The 17516-nt window shown below is 69.9% G+C and carries 17 protein-coding genes; 9 read left to right on the top strand and 8 right to left on the bottom strand.

Annotated features, from left to right (window positions below; translation table 11 throughout):
• The first annotated feature begins 65 nt into the window (after positions 1–65).
• The 7 genes from IW248_RS07320 (at position 66) to IW248_RS07350 (ending at position 8698) form a co-directional block, all read left to right on the top strand.
• Positions 66–1253 carry an MFS transporter gene (locus IW248_RS07320; protein ID WP_196926265.1) on the top strand — a complete coding sequence of 396 codons (1188 nt, stop codon included), beginning with the start codon at positions 66–68 and terminating at the stop codon, positions 1251–1253.
• Between the two features lie 117 nt (positions 1254–1370).
• Positions 1371–3044, top strand: a complete 1674-nt coding sequence (locus tag IW248_RS07325; RefSeq protein WP_196926266.1) for an ABC transporter substrate-binding protein — start codon at positions 1371–1373, stop codon at positions 3042–3044.
• Between the two features lie 6 nt (positions 3045–3050).
• Positions 3051–4007: an ABC transporter permease gene (locus IW248_RS07330; RefSeq protein WP_196926267.1), complete on the top strand. Its 957-nt coding sequence runs from the start codon at positions 3051–3053 to the stop codon at positions 4005–4007.
• Positions 4004–4891: an ABC transporter permease gene (locus tag IW248_RS07335; RefSeq protein WP_124820475.1), complete on the top strand. Its 888-nt coding sequence runs from the start codon at positions 4004–4006 to the stop codon at positions 4889–4891. Before IW248_RS07330 ends, IW248_RS07335 begins: the two co-directional genes overlap by 4 nt.
• Positions 4888–5913: an ABC transporter ATP-binding protein gene (locus tag IW248_RS07340; RefSeq protein ID WP_196926268.1), complete on the top strand. Its 1026-nt coding sequence runs from the start codon at positions 4888–4890 to the stop codon at positions 5911–5913. The genes IW248_RS07335 and IW248_RS07340 overlap by 4 nt, the downstream gene beginning before the upstream one ends.
• On the top strand, positions 5910–6911 hold the full coding sequence (locus IW248_RS07345) for an ABC transporter ATP-binding protein (protein WP_112678145.1): 1002 nt from the start codon (positions 5910–5912) through the stop codon (positions 6909–6911). The genes IW248_RS07340 and IW248_RS07345 overlap by 4 nt, the downstream gene beginning before the upstream one ends.
• Positions 6908–8698 carry a gamma-glutamyltransferase family protein gene (locus IW248_RS07350; protein ID WP_196926269.1) on the top strand — a complete coding sequence of 597 codons (1791 nt, stop codon included), beginning with the start codon at positions 6908–6910 and terminating at the stop codon, positions 8696–8698. Before IW248_RS07345 ends, IW248_RS07350 begins: the two co-directional genes overlap by 4 nt.
• 23 nt (positions 8699–8721) lie before the next feature.
• Here IW248_RS07350 and IW248_RS07355 read toward each other — a convergent pair whose 3' ends face one another.
• Positions 8722–9402: a GntR family transcriptional regulator gene (locus IW248_RS07355; protein WP_196926270.1), complete on the bottom strand. Its 681-nt coding sequence runs from the start codon at positions 9400–9402 to the stop codon at positions 8722–8724.
• A gap of 70 nt (positions 9403–9472) precedes the next feature.
• Here IW248_RS07355 and IW248_RS07360 point away from each other — a divergent pair, with 70 nt between their 5' ends.
• Positions 9473–10189, top strand: coding sequence for a YoaK family protein (locus IW248_RS07360; RefSeq protein WP_167493032.1), 717 nt, complete (start codon positions 9473–9475; stop codon positions 10187–10189).
• 3 nt (positions 10190–10192) lie between these two features.
• On the opposite strand, the gene IW248_RS07365 is transcribed toward IW248_RS07360, so the two are convergent.
• Genes IW248_RS07365 through IW248_RS07380 form a run of 4 tightly spaced genes read right to left on the bottom strand, consistent with a single transcriptional unit; the run spans position 10193 to position 13435 of the window.
• Complete coding sequence (locus IW248_RS07365; protein ID WP_196926271.1) at positions 10193–10819, bottom strand: response regulator transcription factor; 627 nt, start codon at positions 10817–10819, stop codon at positions 10193–10195.
• Positions 10816–12054 carry a sensor histidine kinase gene (locus tag IW248_RS07370; RefSeq protein WP_196926272.1) on the bottom strand — a complete coding sequence of 413 codons (1239 nt, stop codon included), beginning with the start codon at positions 12052–12054 and terminating at the stop codon, positions 10816–10818. Before IW248_RS07370 ends, IW248_RS07365 begins: the two co-directional genes overlap by 4 nt.
• Positions 12055–12059: 5 nt before the next feature.
• Positions 12060–12512 carry an ABA4-like family protein gene (locus IW248_RS07375; RefSeq protein WP_196926273.1) on the bottom strand — a complete coding sequence of 151 codons (453 nt, stop codon included), beginning with the start codon at positions 12510–12512 and terminating at the stop codon, positions 12060–12062.
• Positions 12509–13435, bottom strand: coding sequence for a hypothetical protein (locus IW248_RS07380; RefSeq protein WP_196926274.1), 927 nt, complete (start codon positions 13433–13435; stop codon positions 12509–12511). Before IW248_RS07380 ends, IW248_RS07375 begins: the two co-directional genes overlap by 4 nt.
• A gap of 167 nt (positions 13436–13602) precedes the next feature.
• Here IW248_RS07380 and IW248_RS07385 point away from each other — a divergent pair, with 167 nt between their 5' ends.
• Positions 13603–14352 (top strand): DUF8817 family protein, encoded by a 750-nt coding sequence (locus tag IW248_RS07385; protein WP_196926275.1) that lies wholly within the window; start codon positions 13603–13605, stop codon positions 14350–14352.
• Positions 14353–14392: 40 nt separating this feature from the next.
• Here IW248_RS07385 and IW248_RS07390 read toward each other — a convergent pair whose 3' ends face one another.
• The 3 genes from IW248_RS07390 to IW248_RS07400 are packed head-to-tail and all read right to left on the bottom strand — an operon-like array spanning position 14393 to position 17214.
• Positions 14393–15712, bottom strand: a complete 1320-nt coding sequence (locus IW248_RS07390; RefSeq protein WP_196926276.1) for a hypothetical protein — start codon at positions 15710–15712, stop codon at positions 14393–14395.
• A 21-nt stretch (positions 15713–15733) separates the two neighbouring features.
• The gene (locus tag IW248_RS07395) at positions 15734–16441 is read right to left on the bottom strand and encodes a hypothetical protein (protein ID WP_196926277.1); all 708 of its coding nucleotides are present in this window, start codon (positions 16439–16441) and stop codon (positions 15734–15736) included.
• 29 nt (positions 16442–16470) lie between these two features.
• Positions 16471–17214, bottom strand: a complete 744-nt coding sequence (locus tag IW248_RS07400; protein WP_196926278.1) for a hypothetical protein — start codon at positions 17212–17214, stop codon at positions 16471–16473.
• Positions 17215–17516 lie beyond the last annotated feature (302 nt).

Genomic DNA, 17516 nt, shown 5'->3' on the forward strand with positions numbered 1-17516 from the left:
ACCTGATGCGGGCGATTAGGTCCGTTACCGCACCTCGACTCGGGACCGGGATCCATGCTGTACGGGTGACACGGTCCGCATCCACGTCCGGCGCGGTGCGTGTCGCGTTCGCGTTCTGGATCACGCTCGTCGGCACCACAGTGCCGACCCCGCTCTATCCGCTCTACGAGATGGAGTTCGGGTTCTCGTCGTTGACGGTGACAGTGGTCTACGCGTTGTACGCGCTGGGAGTCGTCGTCGGGCTGCTGGTCTTCGGTCGGCTCTCCGACCAGATCGGCCGACGCCCGGTCATCCTCATCGCGCTGCTGCTGTCGGTCGCCGCCGACGCCGTGTTCCTGGCCGCCGTGGACCTGGCCATGATCATCGTGGGCCGGATCGTCGCCGGGCTGTCCGCCGCGCTGATCATCGGTGCGGCGACCGCGGCGCTGGCGGAGCTGATCGACCCTCGGCACCCGAAGCGTGCCGCCACCGTGTCGATCTTCGCGAACCTGGGCGGCCTCGCCACCGGCACCCTGCTGTCCGGGATCGTTTCGGACGTGGCGCCCGAACCGCTCCGGCTGCCCTGGGTGATCGTGCTGATCCTGGCGGTGATCGCGATCATCGCGCTGCGGGGCGTGCCGGAGACGGTCCGGGAGCGCTCGCCGGTGACCCTGCGGGTGCAGCGGTTGCACGTGCCGGCGGCCATTCGCGGCGCCTTCGTCCGCTCGGCGATCACCGCTGGCGCGGGCTTCGCCGCTCTCGGGGTGCTCACGTCGGTGAGCGGGCTGTTCCTCGGCATGGTCCTGCACGAGACCTCACACACCGTGGCCGCGTTGGTGGTCTTCGTGGCGTTCGCCGGCGCGGCGTTCGGTCAGCTGCTGACCCGCGTGCTGTCCTCGCGCGCCGCGTTGGCCAGCGCGTGTGTCGGCCTGGTCGTGGGGGCGGGTCTGCTCGCGTTCAGCATGTGGATGGCGTTGCTGGCGACGCTGCTCGTCAGCGCGGCGATCATCGGGGTCGCGTCCGGGGTGGCGGTCGGCGACGGCATCGCGACGATCACGATGAAGACCGAGCCGCAGCACCGGGCCGAGGCGGTGTCGACGTTCTTCGCCATCCTGTTCGCCATGCTCGGCGTGCCCGCGGTCGGGGTCGGTCTGCTGATCCAGTCGATCGGGCTGCGACCCGCCGGCGAGATCTTCAGCGCGGTGGTGGCGGTGCTCGCCCTGGCCGTCCTTGTCAGCCTGGTACGGGGCGGCCGGACGCGGCCCGCGAGCTGATCACCGGGCGGGCTTGTTCAGGGCACCCGAGGTGCCCATCGGGCCATTCATGGAGGTCTTGCGGCGGTCATCGTATACAACATACGCTCCCCGAATCGCCCACTTGAGGAGCTCTCCATGACGAACCTCTCCGTCCGCGACACGAACCTGCCCCGCCGCCGGGTGCTCCGCGCCGCCGTGGCGGCCGCCGTCGTCTGCACTGTCGTCGCCTGCTCGCCGGTGTCGAACAGCGGAGGCGGCGGCCAACCCGGCGGCGACCAGTCGGCAGGCCAGGATTCCTTCGGTACGCCCGCAGACCCCGCCGCCGTGAAGCAGGGCGGCAAGCTGGTCATCGCCCTCTCCGCCGAGCCCGACGCGTTGGACCCGACGCTGTCGAGAAGCCTCTACTCCCGCTACGTCTTCCAGGCGATGTGCCAGAAGCTCTACGACGTCAACGAGCAGGCGCAGGTCGTACCGCAGCTCGCGACGGCCCTGCCCACCACGAGCGGCGACGGCCGGACGGTGACCATTCCGCTGCGGCCCGGCGTGCGCTTCGCGGACGGCACGGCGTTCGACTCGGCAGCGGTGAAGGCCACCCTGCAACGCCACCTCACCAACGCCCGGTCGGCGCGCAAGAGCGAACTCGGCCCCATCGACGGCGTCGACACCCCGGACGCGCAGACCGTCGTCCTGCGGCTGAAGCAGCCGTTCGCGCCGCTGCTCGGGGCCCTCGCCGACCGGGCCGGCATGATCATGAGCGCCCAGGCGCTGCGGACCCGGGGTGACGACTTCGCCTCGGCGCCGGTCTGCGTCGGCCCCTTCAAGTTCGCGAAGCGGGTGCCGCAGAACTCCATCGAGGTCGTGCGGGACCCTAACTACTACGACGCGAGCAAGGTGCACCTGGACGCCATCTCGTGGCGGATCCTCACCGACGCCAGCATCCGCGCCGCCAACCTGCGCTCCGGCGACGCGCAGGTGGCCGACTCGGTCTCCACCCAGGACGTCGCCTCGCTCCGGCAGGACACGGCGGTGTCCGTCCTCCAGTCGCAGTCCCTCGGCTACCAGGGCCTGACCATCAACGTCGGCAACGTCGACGGCGTCGGCACCGCGGCCAAGCCCATCAACCGCCCCCTCGCGCAGAACGCCAAGGTGCGGCAGGCCTTCGAGCACGCCATCGACCGCAAGGCCCTTGTCGACGCGGTCTTCAACGGTCTGCACGCCGTCGCCTGCTCCCCGATCTCGCCCGCGAGCACGTTCTCGTCCGCCGAGGCCCAGACCTGCCCGGCGCACGACCCCGCCAAGGCCAAGCAACTGCTGGCCGAGGCCGAGGTGCAGACGCCGTACGCGGTGACGATGCTCGCCTCGAACACCCCCGACACGCTGCGCCTCGCCCAGGCGTTGCAGTCCATGGTCAAGGACGGCGGATTCGACCTGAAGATCAACCCGGTGGAGTACTCCTCGCTCCTCGACGAGCAGGACCGCGGCAACTTCGAGCTGCTGCAACTGGGGTGGAGCGGACGGATCGACCCGGACGCCAACATCACGAACTTCGTCGGCACCGGCGCCAGCCAGAACGTCGCCGGCTACAGCAACCCGCAGCTCGACACCCTGTTGACCCAGGCCCGCCAGGCCGGCGACGTCGAGCAGCGCAGGAAGCTGTACGGGCAGGCGGTCACAGTGCTGCAGCAGGACGACGCCCTGATCTACCTCTACCGGCAGCGCAACCTGACGGCCGTCAGCAAGCAGATCCAGGGCCTGCAGGTCTTCCCGGACGGCGTGATCCGGGCGGCCTTCGCCGGTTTCGGCAAGTAGGCCGTCGTGGCCCGATATCTGCTCACCCGCGCCTGGCAGTCGGCGCTGACCCTGCTGTTGTCGACGATCGTGGTCTTCGTCGGCGTACGGGCACTCCCCGGCGACCCGGCCCTGGCGCTGGCCGGGGAGGACCGGTCGCCGGAGGCCCTGGAGGCCATCCGTCGGCACTACGGGCTGGACCAGCCGCTGCCGGTGCAGTTCGTCCAGTACGTGGAGCGCATGGCGCAGGGCGACTTCGGGGTGTCGATCCGCACCGGTACGCCGGTCTCGTCGATGCTCACGACCGCCCTGCCGGTGACCGTCGAGCTGTCCGTCCTGGCGATCCTCATCGCGGCGGCGCTCGGGGTCGGCGCCGGGGTGATCGCTGCGGTCCGTCGTGGACGCCCGGCGGAGTGGCTCGCCAACGGCCTGGCCCTGATCGGCCTGTCGGTGCCGCACTTCTGGCTGGGGCTGCTCGCGATCCTCTACCTGTCCGTGGCGACCGGGCTCTTCCCCGCCTCCGGCTTCGTGCCGATCCTGGAGGACCCCGTGGACAACCTGCACCACATCGTCCTGCCGGCCGTGATCCTCGGCACCGGCCTCGCCGCCATCATCATGCGGCAGACCCGGTCGGCGATGCTGGACTCGCTCTCCTCCGACTACGTGCGGACGGCGAAGGCGAAGGGCCTGCGACCGCGCGCCGTCATCACCCGGCACGCCCTGCGGAACAGCCTCATCGTGGTGGTGACAGTCGTGGGCCTCCAACTCGGCGGGCTGATCTCGGGCGCGGTCGTCACCGAGCAGATCTTCGGGCTGCCGGGCTTCGGCAAGATGACCATCGACGCGGTGTTCCAACGGGACTACCCGGTGATCCAGGCCGTCGTCCTGCTGACCGCGGCGGCCTACATCGTGATCAACTTCTTCGTGGACCTGCTCTACTCGGTCATCGATCCACGCATCCGGGTGACGGGAGATCCGGCATGACCGTCCTCACCGTACCGATGGCGGAGACCGGCACCGCCAGCATCACCAGGCGTACCCGGGTGTTGCGGCGGTTGCGTCGTAACCCGCTCGCCGTGGTGAGCTTCGTCGTGCTCGCGCTGGCGGGTGTCGTCGCGCTGCTCTCGCCCTGGCTCGCGCCCTACTCGGTCGACCAGACCGACTTCGCCCGCACGTTCGCGCCTCCCGGCACCGCCGGGCACCTGCTGGGCACCGACGACCTCGGCCGGGACGTCCTCTCCCGGATCATGCTCGGCGCTCGGGCGTCGTTGCAGGTGGGGCTCCTGGCGGTGGCCACGTCGCTGGTCATCGGGGTGCCGCTCGGGCTCGCGGCCGGCTATTTCAGAGCCTGGGACGCGGTGATCTCGCGCTTCACCGACCTGCTGCTCGCCTTCCCGTTCCTGATCATGGCGGTGGGGTTGGCGGCCATCCGAGGTGCCAGCCTCGGCAACGCCGCTGTGGCCATCGGTATCGCCCAGATCCCCGGGGTGATCCGGGTGGTCCGCTCGGACACGCTGCGCCTCAAGTCACTGGACTTCGTCGCGGCGGCCGTGGTCGACGGGGCGAGTGATCTGTGGGTGCTGGCCCGGCACATCCTGCCGAACGCGACCTCGGTGATCCTGGTGCAGGCCACTGTCGCCATCCCGGCGGCGATCCTCGGCGAGGCGGTGCTGTCCTTCCTCGGCCTCGGCATCCAGCCCCCGGCGCCCAGTCTCGGCACCATGCTGGCCACCGCCCAGCAGTTCGCCGCCCGCGCACCGTGGGCCGCCGTCTTCCCCGGTGTCGTGATCATGGGGTTGGCGCTGGCGTTCAACGTCTTCGGTGACGCCCTGCGCGACGCCCTCGACCCGAAGGGAGACCGGCGATGACCACAGCCTCCGCGCCCGTGCTGGAGATTCGCGACCTGTCGGTGTCGTTCCCGACCGAGACCGGCACCGTCTCGGCTGTCGACGGTGTCAGCCTGGACCTCGCTGCCGGGGAGATCGTCGGGATGGTGGGCGAGTCGGGGTGCGGAAAGAGCGTCACCGCGATGAGCATCGCCGGGCTGCTACCGGGCAGCGCCCGGGTCACCGGTTCGGTGCGCCTGGACGGCACGCAGCTGGTCGGGGCCCGCGAATCGGCCCTGCGTCGGGTCCGTGGCCGGGAGATCGCGTACATCTTCCAGGAGCCGATGACGTCGTTGAACCCGGTGCTCACCGTCGGACGGCAGATCGGTGAGGTGCTCCAGGTCCACGAGCGGATGTCGCGACGGGCGGCGCGGGCACGCGCCGTCGAGCTGTTGACGCTCGTCGGGATCCCGTCCGCCGCCCAGCGGGTCGACAGCTATCCGCACCAGCTCTCCGGCGGCATGCGCCAACGCGTGATGATCGCGATGGCGGTGGCCTGCGGCCCGAAGGTGCTGGTGGCCGACGAGCCGACCACCGCGCTGGACGTCACCGTCCAGGCCGGCATCCTCCAGGTGCTGCGGGACCTGCGCGACCGGCTCGGCACCAGCGTCCTCATCATCACCCACGACCTCGGCGTGATCGCCGACATCGCGGACCGCGTCGTCGTCATGTACGCGGGCCGGGTGGTGGAACGGGCACCTGTGGACGACCTGTTCGCCAACCCACGGCACCGGTACACGGCCGGGCTCCTGTCGGCGTCACCGCAGCCGGGCCGGCACGCCGGCACGGACCGGCTGACCGAGATCCCCGGGCTGGTGCCCGTCCTGGCGAGCCAACCCGACGCCTGCACCTTCGCGGACCGGTGCCCGGCCGCCGACCAGCAGTGTCGGGCGGCCGCCCCGCCCCTGGAGAACATCGGCGGCACCGACCACGTCGCGGCCTGTTGGCACCCCTGCACAACGGCACCGACGGCACCGACGGCAGCTCAGGAGGCGAACCGATGACGCCGCAGCCGAACGCCCTGGAGATCGCGGACCTGGTGATGCACTTCGGCCCGGTGCGTGCCGTGGACGGGGTGTCCCTGACCATCCCGCGCGGCCGGGTCACGGCCCTGGTGGGGGAGAGCGGTTCCGGAAAGTCGACTGTGGGCCGATGCGTGGTGCGGCTCGTCGAACCGACAGCGGGCACGGTCCGGATCGCGGGCACCGACGTCACCCACCTGTCCCGTCGGCGGCTGCGTCCCCATCGCGGCGCGGTGTCGATCGTCTTCCAGGACCCGGCCGCGTCCCTGGACCCGCGCATGCTGGTGGGCGAGATCGTGGCCGAGCCGCTGCGGCTGGCCGGCAAACGGATCTCCCGGCGCGACCGGGACGCGCGCGTCGCTCCCCAACTCGAACGGGTGGGCCTACGCGCCGAGGTGGCCCGTCGCTATCCCCACGAGTTGTCCGGCGGGCAACGCCAGCGAGTCAGCATCGCGCGGGCCCTGATCTCCGAGCCCATGCTGCTCATCGCTGACGAACCCACAAGCGCGCTCGACGTGTCAGTGCAGGCGTCGGTGCTCAACCTCCTCGCCGACCTGCAACGCGACATCGGGTTCGCCTGCCTCTTCATCACCCACGACCTGTCCGCGGTCGAGTACCTGGCCGACGACATCGCGGTCATGTACCTGGGTCAACTCGTCGAGACGGGCAGCCGGGAGCGGATCTTCGCCCGGCCCGCCCACCCGTACACCCAGGCTCTGCTGTCCGCCGCGCCGGTGGCCGACCCGGTGCGTCAGCGCCACCGTCAGCCGGTGCTGCTCGGCGACGACCTGCCGTCCGCGCTCGACCCGCCGTCCGGCTGCCGGTTCCGGACCCGGTGCCCGCTCGCGTTCGACAGGTGCGCGACGGAAGTGCCGGCGCAGACCGCCATCGGCGACGGCATGGCCGCCTGCCACCTGGTCCGGCCGGACGGCACCGGTCCCGACGTTCGCACAGCAGATCCCAGTGAGGTGTTGTCATGACGTTCACCACCCGACCCACGCTGCAGGGCACCTTCGGCATGGTGTCCTCGACGCACTGGCTCGCCAGCCAGGCGGCGATGGGCATCCTGGAACGCGGCGGCAACGCCTTCGACGCCGCGGTCACCGCCGGGTTCGTCCTGCACGTCGTCGAGCCGCACCTGAACGGGCCGGGCGGCGAGGTGCCGGCCATCGTGGCCACCGCACAGGACCCTCGACCGAAGGTGCTGTGCGGGCAGGGGCCGGCACCGGCCGGTGCGACCATCGCGCACTTCCGGTCCCTCGGGATGGACCTCATCCCGGGTGCGGGGCCGCTCGCGGCAGCCGTACCCGGCGCCGTGGACGCCTGGCTCCTGCTGCTGCGCGAGCACGGCACGCTCACCCTCGCCGAGGTGCTGGAGCCGGCGATCGGCTATGCCGGCGCCGGACACCCGCTGGTGGGCCGGGTCGGTGACACAGTGGCGGCCGTCCGGTCGTTGTTCGAGGAACACTGGCCCACGTCCGCCGCGCTCTGGCTGCGCGGCGGCCGGCCACCTGCCGCGGGGGAGATGGTCACCAACCCGGCGTACGCGGACACGCTGCGTCGACTCGTCCAGGCGGGACGGGCGGCCGGTGGCGACCGGGAGGCCCAGATCGAAGCCGCGCGTCGGGCCTGGAGCACGGGTTTCGTCGCCGAGGCGATCGACGTGTTCAGCCGGCGACCGTTCCAGGACTCCAGCGGCCGCCCGCACGCCGGGCTGGTCACCGGCGACGACCTGGCCGCGTACTCGGCGAGCTGGGAGGCACCCGCCACCCTTGACTGGCAGGGCTACTCGGTGGCGAAGACCGGTTTCTGGGGTCAGGGTCCGGTGCTGCTGGAGTCACTGGCCACTTTGGACGCCCTCGACGACCCGGGCGCGTACGACCCGGGGACCGCGGTGGGCGTGCACGCCCAGGTCGAGGCCCTCAAGCTCGCCTTCGCCGACCGGGAGGCCTGGTACGGCGACGCCGTCGACGTGCCCGCCAAGGCGCTGCTCTCCCCGCAGTACGCGCGGGAGCGGGCCGCCCTGATCGGCGATCGTGCGTCGGCGGAGTTGCGGCCGGGGTGTCCGGACGGGGCGCAGCCGCGCCTGCCGGCGCACGTCCGGCCCGGTGCCGCGCGGCGTACCGGGCCGACGGATGCCACGACGGGAGAGCCGACAGTGCAGTCGGACGGGGTGACCCGCGGCGACACGTGTCACGTGGACGTGGTCGACCGCTGGGGCAACATGATCTCCGCGACGCCCAGCGGTGGCTGGTTGCAGAGTTCTCCGACGATTCCGGAGCTCGGCTTCCCGCTGGGCAGCAGGTTGCAGATGTTCTGGCTGGAGGAGGGGCTCGCCTCGTCGCTGGCGCCGGGTCGCCGGCCGCGTACGACGTTGAGCCCGACGATGGTGCACCGCGACGGCGAGCCGGTGTTGGCGTGCGGCACCCCCGGTGGCGACCAGCAGGACCAGTGGCAGTTGCCGTTCCTGCTGCGGCACCTCGTCGGTGGTCAGAGCCTCCAGGAGGCCATCGACGCACCGGCGTGGCACACGGTCAGCGTGCCGGGGTCGTTCTATCCCCGGGACATGGAGCCCGGTGTCCTGGTGGTGGAGGACCGGCTCGACGAGGGCGTGCTGGCGGCGCTGCGGGCGTACGGGCACGAGGTGCGGGTCACCGACGGGTGGAGCCTCGGTCGTCTCTGCGCGGTGACCCGTGACCCGGCGACGGGCGTGCTGGCCGCCGGTGCGAACCCTCGGGGGATGCAGGGCTACGCGTGCGGCCGTTAGCGGGAGGCCCGGCGGTGCGGCCGTCAGCGGGCGCCGTAGCCGCCTTCGGCGTTCTCGTAGGCAGCGGCGGATGCCGCGTCGAGGTGGTCGAGCGCGGCCCGCTCGGCGCGGTCACCGTCGCCTGACTCGATGGCGTCGACGAGCTGGATGTGCTCGGCCCACGAGTGTGGCGCGCGTTCGGCCGCCCCGAGCCGGAAGATCCACTGGACATGGAGGTAGAGCGACTTGGCGATCGACGACAGCCAGGGGTTTCCACTGATCTGGAGGATGCGCAGGTGCAGGGTGCTGTTCAGCTCGGCGACCCGGGCCAGGTCCTGCCGCTGTGTCGCCTCGCGGCCCTGGTCGAGCAGGGCACGCAGCGACGCCACGTCCGCCGCGGTCGCCCGCTCGGCGGCCAGCCGGGCGGCCAGCGCCTCCAGGCGCTCACGCACGGCGAACATGTCGGCGATGGTGCCGCTGCTCGGTGCGGCGACGACAGCTCCCCGGCGGGGGAGGATCACGACGAACCCTTCGGCCTCGGCGACGCGCAGCGCCTCCCGGACGGGGTTGCGGGAGACGCCGAAGTCCTCCGCGAGGCGGTCCTCGGTCAGCCGTTCCCCGGGCAGGTAGTCGCCGTCGATGATGGCGGTCCGCAGCGCGCCGAGGACCTGATCGCGCAGCGGTAGGTGTTGCGCGCCGAGCTTGTCCCGTAGGTCTTCAGCCACCTGGTCGCCTCTCCGTGAACGTGTCCGGACAAAGTGTATACGAAGAACAATCAATGGAAGGTGGCCGACAGTGTCGAGCACAGCGCCCCGCGTCACCCACCCCCGCGTCGCCCCGCGCCGAGACGAGCGCCTGCTGCGGCGACGGCAGGCGCTCGTCGTCGTCCTCACCTTCCTGACCGGGAGCGCCGACGCTCTCGGTTTCCTCGCCCTCGGCGGCGCCTTCGCCAGCGTGATGACCGGCAACATGGTCCTGCTCGGGCTCTCGGCGGGCCGGGGCGAGGCCGACCTGGCCCTGACGTCGGGCTGCGCCATCGTCAGCTTCATCGTCGGTGTCCTCGCGGGCGCCCGCGTCGTCGGCTCGGCGCAGCCCGACGATCCGGTCTGGCCACGGCGGGTCACCTGGGCGCTGGTCCTGGAGCTGTCGGTGTTCGTGGTGTTCGCCGTCGTCTGGGAGGTCACCCTCCACACCGCCGACGCACGCGTCCACCTGGCGCTGCTGATGCTGTCCGCGGTCGCGCTGGGCGTGCAGAGCAGTGCGATCCAACGCTTCGGCGTGTCCGGCCTGTCCTCCACGTACCTGACCGGCACGCTCACCAGCCTGATCGCCGGCGTCGCCGCGCGCAGCCCGTGGGCCAGCCTGCGCCCCAAGGCCCAGGTGCTGCTGGCCCTCATGGTCGGTGCGGCGGTCGGCGCCCTGGTCGCCCTGCACCTGCCGGTCGTCGCCCCGGCCCTGCTGATCGTGCCGCTGGTGCTCGTCATCGCCGTGTCCGGGCGGATGCGGGCCTGAGCGTCAGACGCCGCGAGCGAACAGGGCCAGGCGTACCCGGTTGGGGCTGTCGGTCTTGGTCATCAGGCTGGTGATGTGGGTCTTGACAGTGGTGACACCGATGTGGAGCTGGTCGGCGATCTCGGTGTTGGACAGGCCCTCGGCGACCAGGTTCAGCACGTCCCGTTCCCGGGCGGTCAGGCCCGGCAGGGTCGGTGGTGACCCCGGGCGGGCGTGCACCGCGCGCTGCACGAGGCGACGCAGCACCTCCGGGCTGAACGGGCTGTCACCGACGGCGGCCCGGCGGATGCCGTCCAGCAGCTCGGTCGGCGGCGCGTCCTTGAGCAGGAACCCGCACGCTCCGGCGGTCAGCGCGGGGTAGAGGTGGTCGTCGTCGCCGAACGTGGTCAGCACCAGGACGCGGGTGGTGGGGCGTTCGGCGAGGATCCGGCTGGTCGCGGTGATCCCGTCGACACCGGGCATCCGCAGGTCCATGACGACGACGTCGGGGAGGAGCCGCCCGGCCAACGGAATCGCCTCCCGACCGTTGTCGGCCTCCCCGACGACCTCGATGTCGGGTTGGGCCTCGCAGAGCATGCGCAGCCCGGCTCGGATGAGGTGCTGGTCGTCGACCAGCAGCACCCGGATCACGCCAGTTCCGGCGCGGGCGTTCCGGCGGGAGCCTCCCGCTCGCGGGGCACCGCCCCGACCGGCGCGGGGGCCACGGCCGGAAGAACGGTACGGACCCGCCACCCGGTGTCGGTCGGGCCCGCCTCCAGCCGACCGCCGAGGACCTCGACACGCTCGCGCATCCCGGTGATGCCGTGCCCGCCACCGGCCGGCACGCCCACCGGCACCCCACCGTGCCCGTTGTCGGTGACCTCCCAGTGCACTGAGCCGTCCCGAACGGCGACCACGAGGTGCGCGAGCGCGGACGTCCCCGCGTGTTTGGCCACGTTGGTCAGCGCCTCCTGGGTCAGTCGCAGCACCGCCATGCCGCGCACCGCGTCGAGTGCGCCGATCGCCGGGTCGAGGTCGGCCTCCACTGTGACACCCGCCTGCCGGGCCCGGTCGATCGACGCGCCGATCGCCGCCGGCAGCGCGGAGGGTTCGATCGCGGTCAGCGCCGCGTCACCGCGTACCCCGTCCGGGTTGCGCAGCACGGCGACCAGCCGGCGCAGCTCGGCGAGGGCCGCGGTGCCGGTGCCGTGCACGTCGTCGAAGACCTCGCCGACCCGGGGGTCCAGGTCGGTGAGCACGTGCCGGGCGACGCCGACCCGCAGGACCATCGACGCCACGTGGTGCGCGACGACGTCGTGCAGCTCGCGGGCGATGGCGCTGCGTTCGTCGGCGCGGGCCGCGCGGCTCTCCGACGTGTGCTGGCGTTGCTCGGCCAGGGCCCGCTCCACGGCCTGGCGACTCAGCTCCCGGTTGGTGCGGATGACGAGGCCGAGCAGCACCGGCACGCCGACCTCCAGGGCCAAACCGACGACGCCGGAGGCGACCCGGCGGAGCGGGTCGCCGATGGAGTCGGTCAGGTCGACCACGACCAGCAGCGCGGCGGCCAACCAGATGGTCCGGGGGCGGCGCGCCCGCATGGTGACCTCGAGCAGGGCCCAACTCGCGCCAACCTGGTTGATGGTGAAGTCGTCGACCAGGCAGATCGCGACAGTCAGCAGGGCGGCCTGTGCCAGCAGGTTGACCACCGGCCAACGGTGCACCGCCAGCCCCACTGTGAACGCGAGGACCGCGAGGATCCACTGTGTCGCGGTGGGTGTGCTGGTGGAGTGCGGGACGAAGAGCAGGTAGCTCAGCCCGGCGAGGTCGAGCAGCACCATCCGCACGAGCGTGTCCCGCATGTCGAACAGTCGCCCCGGCCAGCTCACGGTGGTCAGCCTAGGTGCTCCGGGCCGGTGGCGACGGCCGTGGACCGCCGCCACCGGGGCCGGACCGCGAGGTACGCGGCCAGGCCGAGCGGTCCGAGCAGGATGGTCAGCAGCAGCACCGGAGCCATCACCAGCGCAGGCACCCCCCGATCCCGGCTGTCCAACCACGCCCACCGGCCGACGAACAGATCGAACGCGATCATGTGCGCCCAACCCGCCGCCGCCCCGTCGGAGGTACCGAGCAGGTCGCGCACCCCGGCCAGGGTCGGCGACGTCACGGCCGGCAGCACGTCGCCGAACGCCGGCAGCACCAGCAGCGCGTAGATCACCACGACCGGCAGCACGATCAGCGGCGAGGCGATGATCCGGGCGGTCCACGACCAGCGCGGCAGCAGGATCATCAGCGCCCAGAACGGCGCGGCCACCGCGAACGTGAGGGAGAACAGCGTCTCGGTCACGCTGCCAACGCCAGTTCCGGGCGACGTCGGCGGGCCAGCACCAGGCCGGTCGCGGTCGCCGTCGCGACCGCCAGGGCCGCGACCGCGGCGAGCGTCACGGCGTCCGGCCGCAGCAGCGGCTGTCCGCGCAGGGCCTGCCAGGTCAACAGCACGGTGAGTACGCCGTACGCGCCGCCCGCGACGGCAAGCAACCGGGCGCGGGTGCGCTCGTCCCACCGTGCCGCGAACCGGGTCAGCAGGATCGCCAGGATCGGCAGCGCCTGCAGGGCGTGCAGCCCCACGAAGTGCCCGATCCGCAGGTCACCGCCCGTGGTGCTCCAGCCGACCACCGGCAACCCCGGTCCACCGTCGAGCACGCCGACGCTGTGCGCCCCACCGATCCCCTCGATCCCCGGGTCCTGCATCGGCAGTGCCATCGGCACCGCCGCGAGCATGCCCAGCAGGGACAGGCCGAGTCCCCACCCGACGGCGGTGGCGGCGACCCGGTCGGGGATCCGCTGGATCAGGACCACGATCCCGATGACGAGGTGCGCGAAGAACAGCACCCCGATCGCCGCGCCCATCGCCGCGAACAGCGCGGTGTTCAGGGGGGTGCTGGAGTTGAAGTGGCTGGTCTGCCCGCGGAGCACCTGACCGATGAGCCACGCATTCTCGACGACCGCCACCGCGACGATGACGACGACCGCCCTCTCGACGGCCCGGCTGCGTCGCGGCAACAGGGAGAGCATCCAGGCGAGCGTCGCGCCGTACAGCACGAAGGACACCGCGAACTTGAACGGCTTGAGCCAGATCGGCGCCCCGGTGAGGACGCGTGAGTCGACGACGATGCCGACCAGAGCGACGACGCCGCACACCGCCATCACGGATACCAGGAACATCAGCGGGCGGCTCCAGCGCGTCGCCCGGCGCACATCGGTAGTCATGTCTGTAGATGTTCGTTGCCGCGCCCGCCGATCGCGTCCGACCGCGAGCCCCGGTTGCGGCCGATGGTCGGAGCGCGCCTCCTCCCTGGGTAGGAGACGAAACCGGGCGAGGCCCGTCCCCGGTGCTGGCACAATGGCCGGCCTGCCGACGGGACGGAGAGCGACAAGTGACGCCCAATGAGGACCAGGTTCGGCCGAACGAAACCACTGTGCCGCTGCTGCACTGCGCGGTGCCGGAGGAGACCGTGGCGTTCTGGAGGGCGCTGGGGTTCGAGGTGGCCTACGAACAGCTCAAGCCCTACGTGTACCTGGCCTTCACGTGGAGTGGGTTTCAATTGCACTACGGCCCCGCGCCGAAGGATCTGGACCCGGCGAAGGAGCATTCCGGCGGCTGTCTGGTGATGGTGGACGCGGTCGCGGCGTACCACGCGGCGTTCACCGAGGCGATGCGCCGCAGCTACGGCAAGGTGTTGGTCAAGGGGCTGCCCCGGGTGACCCGCTACCGGGCCGGGGCGTCGCGGTTCAGCATCGTCGACCCGTCCGGCAACACAATCGTCTTCATCCAGCGGGACGAGCCGGAGGACGTGGAGTACGGCGGGTCGAAGGACCTCGATGGGCTGGCCCGGGTGCTCGACAACGCGCGGATCCTGCGCGAGTTCAAGATGGACGACCGGGCGGCCTACCGGGCTCTCGACTCGGGGATGCGCCGTCGTGCCGAGGACGCGCCGGTGGTCGAGCAGGCGATGGCGCTGGCCGGCCTTATCGAACTGGCGACCGCGTTGGAGAAGGCCGACCGGGTGCCCGAGTGGGGCGCCCGCCTCCAGGCGCTGACCCTGACTCTCGAGCAGCGGGAGCAGGTGGAGCAGTACGTCGCCGACCCGACCCTGCTCACGCCATGGTGGACGGACGCGACCTGACGTCGCAACGGGCGAGCTTGCGGCGCACACCGAACCCGGGCTAAGGTGACGGGATCCATTCCAGCACACGGCAGTCGGGCCGCCGATACATCCAGAGAGCATTGTCGTCTGGCAGGATCTTGCGCGCCTCAGTCGGGCCGAGCAACTCCCGAATCGTCTGAGAGTCACACATCACGATGTTGTGCTCGGCGACGGGCAGGCGTGTGCTCGTCTGCATGATGAGCTCCAGCGTCCTACCGTATTTTTCGGCGGTGACGACCACACGACTGAGTGTCTCCTTGACCGCCGCCTCCTCCCGCCGTTGGGTCCGCAAGATGCCTACCCGTGCGAGACGTTCGTGGTACTCGAAGAGAGTAGTGCTGTACGGAACAGCGGATTCCGACATGTCGGTGCTGGAGCCTGTTGCGTCAAAACGAGCCTGAAAGTAGTTGGCGCCCAATGCCTCCTCTCGCAGCTCTTCAATCTCTTCGAGCCGCAGAGCGGCCAAGCGTTCCCTGTTGATCACGAATCGTCCGGCGAGCCGGTCACCGCCGGCCGCCCCCACTGTCACCTTGGGGCGATCCTTCTGTTTCGTGCCACCCCGGTAGAGTTCCGCTTCAACCTCCCGCTCCACCCCTGCGGAGGTAGGCCCGGCTGGCAGGAACTTGTCGGCCGATCGCGGGGTGGTGGTAATCGCGAGTTGACCGTCGTAGACAAGGGGGACGTTTCCGGACTGGGCATCGAGGACAAGTCGCCAGATGAAATTCCACTCCTCTGACGTCTCGTAGTCTCGGGGCCGGAACCGCGCTTCTATGTCGGCCGCGCTGAGCGGTGTGCCGGCTCGGCGGTGGTTGCGCACCGCCTCCCACACCTGATCGAAAATCGCATGGTCGGTAGGTAGCGAGCGGTTGGCGACGGCATGCTCGACGTAAGTCTCGAGTTTGCGGAGAAAATGCTTGTTGACTTCGGTAAGTGACCAGGTCAACGGGGGCGACGCATGTTCGTTCCTCTGGCAGACCGAATCTACGAGCCGAAGGTAGCCTTCTTCGATCTTCGCCACCCGCTCGGGGCTGACCCTGCGAAAACCTTCCACGACGGCGGCCTGAGTCACCGGTGATCCGGCCGCGTCAAGGCGGGCTGCTCGCCGAATGAACCCTGTACGCAGAGCCGTCCAGAAGACACCTCCCTCGACCTTTGCGGCCTGGTGGAAGATGTTCGCGTTGTTGAGGTCGGAATCGACAATGGTCAGACTTTGGCAATGCAACGCGCTGACCCGCATGTACATGTCTATGTCGGCTGGGCTCTGTAGGTCTTCCTCCGCAGCGTGAGCTTGGAGGAACATCGGCATGATCGAGTGTTCCATCGGCCGTTCGATAATCATGCTCAACCTCTCATGCGACAGTCAGCGCAGGAAATCGGTAAGCGGCCACGCCCTTGTTGTGCTGAGGGGCAAGTCGGTGTCGTCGTAGGTTGCGACCCGAAGCGCGTCAGGGAGAAGAGGTGTCGTGAAGGTCGCCTGCGAGAGTTCGAGTCGAATTGCCTCCAAGGCGCCGGTCTCCGATAGATCGCCTTGCTTGACTCTCCCTATCACCAGGTACAGATCGGGGTCCCGGTCATGCGCTTGCTTGTGATATCGGTGAACGACACCAAATTTCTGGAGGTCTCGCCGAATCCGCTCCAACTCCTCGGTCGGCTGACCCGATTCGTCGACGGGCCAGCCCATCAGGATGACCTGGTTCGCGTTGGTCGTGAGGGTTCGGGTGTACAGCCGCTGACCTCTGCTCGTCACACCCAGGTCACGATTCGGGAAGCCTCCGAACTGGATCTGCGGCGGGTGCTGCCCCAGTGTCGTGTTCAGGTAGGCGCACAGACCAGCGATGTCCGGGCGGCCCGAGCCGGAAGCGCGCAGCTCCGTGAGTTCCTGGGGAGGCTGAACTCGGCCGAAGGACTCGAGTCCGATGATCGTGGCATGCACATCGGGCATGGGCCTCGGCTGGAACAGCCCTCCAAGCAGTTCAACCAAGCGCCGTTGAACTCCGCCGACGTAGTCGCCCAAGCCTGATGGTTTGCTCTCCGCATAGAAGGCAACCAACGTTGCATGGCGATCCACTTCGTCCCTCCCTGGGGTTCTCGGTCTGGTCATGCTTCGGGTGTCCCGGTGCCTGTGCCGGGACCAGGCACGGTGCCTTGCTGGCCGTCCGTTGCCCTCTCACCCTGGACAGATTTGACTTCTACGCCGTTTATCTGGGCGGTATTAATGTTGTCGTTCTGCAAGACCGACCAGGCATTCAAGAGGGCTCCCCCCAAGTGCTCGGTCATGGTCTCATTCCGTGAAACAGCTCGTGCGAAGTCGACCGATGCTGTTGCGCGGATCGCCGATTGCACGAAGTCGCGAAATTCGGCGTCGCGACGAACGACCTCGAGCTCGACTCCGGCGCGTTCGAGTTCGAGGCTGGTGCGGGTGTTCTCCGCCTCGATCGCGGCCCATCGCGCCTTTACTTCCAGCTCTCTCATCCGGGCAGCGGACAGCGCCTCGTGCCCCGACCTCAACGTGTGGATCAATATCCGGGCAGTCAGCCCGAGCGCAACAGCGCCCCCACCGATCCCCGCCAATGTTGGATCCAGTCCCGTAATTGTCTGACCCAGCGCGTGCAATTCCAGCACTATGCTGTGCGAGGTGTCTGACCTGGTTACTCGGACGCCGTGTTGGCGTTGGCGCGGCGTTCCGATGAGGGCGGGAATGTCGGACCAGAACGCTTGCTCGTAGATGGTTCGAACGGCATCAAGGAGGCCGGAGAGGTCTTCGACGAGGAGGAACTCGTAATCTAGGTAGATGCGCAACGCACTCGGCTCATCGGTTTGCGCAACGCTGACCGAGGTCATGCAGCTCCAATGAGTTGGGGGAGTTGAGGGGCCCGGCAGGTGGAACTTGATTGGGTTTCGCAGAGAGGTGCGCAAGCGGCGACATAGTCAACCTCTACACGCTGGCCGCGCGAAACGCAACGCTTGGCCGATCGTCCAGAGGGAACTCAACGACCGGCACCGCCTTTAGGGGGATCGGTAACTGTTAATGCCGCTTTGCGGAGGGCTGTGTTGCTTGTCCCTCCGAACACGGGACCGGCGCTGCCGAAGGCCCGAAGCGGGCCTGCCGCCCGCGCGTCGGTCAGCCCGACCGCGGACTTCGT

The organism is Micromonospora ureilytica (assembly GCF_015751765.1).
Lineage (GTDB): Bacteria > Actinomycetota > Actinomycetes > Mycobacteriales > Micromonosporaceae > Micromonospora > Micromonospora ureilytica.

Excerpts from the sequence above, each read along its gene's own strand:
- IW248_RS07345 (WP_112678145.1), top strand. The coding sequence starts at position 5,910 with ATGACGCCGCAGCCGAACGCCCTGGAGATCGCGGACCTGGTGATGCAC.
- IW248_RS07400 (WP_196926278.1), bottom strand. The coding sequence starts at position 17,214 with ATGACCTCGGTCAGCGTTGCGCAAACCGATGAGCCGAGTGCGTTGCGC.
- IW248_RS07340 (WP_196926268.1), top strand. The coding sequence starts at position 4,888 with ATGACCACAGCCTCCGCGCCCGTGCTGGAGATTCGCGACCTGTCGGTG.
- IW248_RS07380 (WP_196926274.1), bottom strand. The coding sequence starts at position 13,435 with ATGACTACCGATGTGCGCCGGGCGACGCGCTGGAGCCGCCCGCTGATG.
- IW248_RS07325 (WP_196926266.1), top strand. The coding sequence starts at position 1,371 with ATGACGAACCTCTCCGTCCGCGACACGAACCTGCCCCGCCGCCGGGTG.
- IW248_RS07350 (WP_196926269.1), top strand. The coding sequence starts at position 6,908 with ATGACGTTCACCACCCGACCCACGCTGCAGGGCACCTTCGGCATGGTG.
- IW248_RS07335 (WP_124820475.1), top strand. The coding sequence starts at position 4,004 with ATGACCGTCCTCACCGTACCGATGGCGGAGACCGGCACCGCCAGCATC.
- IW248_RS07390 (WP_196926276.1), bottom strand. The coding sequence starts at position 15,712 with ATGATTATCGAACGGCCGATGGAACACTCGATCATGCCGATGTTCCTC.